General features: G+C 66.1%; 2 protein-coding genes. Both read left to right on the top strand.

The features are described from left to right. A partial coding sequence (locus tag AC07FN_RS45815; protein ID WP_478401369.1) for a transposase occupies nt 1–452 on the top strand: 452 nt, incomplete at its 5' end. A gap of 240 nt (nt 453–692) precedes the next feature. After that, complete coding sequence (locus AC07FN_RS45810; protein ID WP_478401368.1) at nt 693–1904, top strand: IS110 family RNA-guided transposase; 1212 nt, start codon at nt 693–695, stop codon at nt 1902–1904. Nucleotides 1905–1927: the final 23 nt, after the last annotated feature.

Below are 1927 nucleotides of genomic sequence, written 5' to 3'. Positions count from 1 at the left end.
TGCAAGGGCAGGTCGAAGCCCATTTTGGGCAGCACCCGGCCGCTGAGATCATCCTGTCCCAGCCCGGACTGGGACCGGTCCTCGGCGCCCGGGTGCTCGCAGAGTTCGGCGACGACCCCACCCGCTACGCCACCGCCAAAGCCCGCAAGAACTACGCCGGCACCTCTCCGATCACCCGCGCCTCCGGCAAGAAGAAGGTCGCCCTGGCCCGGTTCGTCCACAACGACCGGCTCATCGACGCCCTCACCACGCAAGCGTTCAACGCACTGCTGCGCTCGCCCGGTGCGCGCGCCTACTACGACCGGCAGAAAGCCCGCGGCGCCGGACACAACGCCGCCCTGCGCCAACTCGCCAACCGACTCGTCGGCATCCTCCACGGCTGCCTCAGAACCGGCACCCCCTACGACGAAACGACCGCCTGGGCCCACCACGCCAACTCGGCTGCGGCTTGACACTTCAGCTCCTGGGATGTCCCTAAGGTGGATCTTGTTCGGGGTAAGTGCCCCGAATGCCCAGCGCGACGGGGTGTGGCTGCTGGGATGTTTGCCTCTGTCGTGGCTTTGAAAGAATGGCCGCCCCGTCGCTCTGGACGCCCTGGCCACTGATTCAGATCTGATGCGGACCGTCGCTGTTTAGGGACCTGTTGGCAGGGTTGTCCACGGGGTTGACCCTGCAACAACAGGAGAACGTGAGTGAAGGTTCGGCCGCTGATCTGGGTCGGTATTGACGTCGGGAAGACCACGCATCACGCGTGCGCGATGGACATTGACGGCAAGGTCGTGTTCTCGCAGAAAGTGGCCAACAACCAGGCCGCGATCGAGCAACTCATCGCCCGTGCTGGGAAGTCGGCGGCCGAGGTGCGGTGGGCGATCGATCTGACTAGCAACGCCGCTGCGCTGCTGGTCACAGTCCTCGTCACGACCGGCCAGCCGGTGGTCTACGTGCCCGGCCGGGTGGTCAACCGGATGACCGGCGTGTTCCGCGGCGAGTCCAAAACAGACGCTAAGGACGCCCGGGTGATCGCCGAGACCGCGCGCATGCGCGCCGACCTCACCCCGGTCACCGCCCAGGATGAAACCGTGGTCGAACTGACCCGGCTGACCGCGCACCGCGAAGACCTCATGGCCGACTGGGTCCGCGGGGTCAACCGGCTGCGCGACCTGCTCGGCAGCATCTTTCCCGGACTTGAACAGGCTTTCGACTACTCGGCCCGCTCGCCACTGATCCTGCTCACCGGCTTCCAAACCCCCGAATCCATCCGGGCTGCCGGCGAGACAGGGCTGGTCTCCTACCTGCGCGAGCACAAGGCTTGGGCCAAGGGGATCCCCGGCATGGCCGCCGCCGCGCTGGCCGCCACGGAGGCCCAAACCGTCCGCCTGCCGGGCGAAGCGACCACAGCGGTGCTCATCGCCCGCCTGGCCGCGCAACTGCTCGAACTGGACCGGCAGATCAAGGACACCGACAAGCTGATCACCAGCCGGTTCCGGGAACACCCGCAAGCCGAGATCATCGAATCGCTGCCCGGCTTCGGCCCGATCCTCGGCGCAGAGTTCGTCGTCGCCACCGGCGGCACCTTGTCCGGATTCGCCACCTCGGGGCGCTTGGCCTCCTACGCAGGGCTCGTGCCAGTACCGCAGGATTCCGGGCGTGTCACTGGGAATCTGCGTCGACCGAAACGCTACAACCGCAGATTGCGGCGCGTGTTCTACATGGCTGCGCTGTCCAGCATCAAGAGTCGCGGCCCCTCGCGCACCTTCTACGACAAGAAGCGCGGCGAACGACTCATCCACACCCAAGCCCTGCTCGCACTCGCCCGCCGACTGGTCGACGTGCTCTGGGCCCTGCTGCGCGACAGACGAACCTTCAGCCCAGCTGGACCACAGAAAGCTACTGCTGCAGCTTGACATGATCATTCAGATTCTTTCAG

The organism is Saccharopolyspora sp. NPDC045941, from assembly GCF_056431445.1.
The sequence above is the reverse complement of the archived record's forward strand: the minus strand, read 5'-3'. Positions and strand labels throughout refer to the sequence as shown.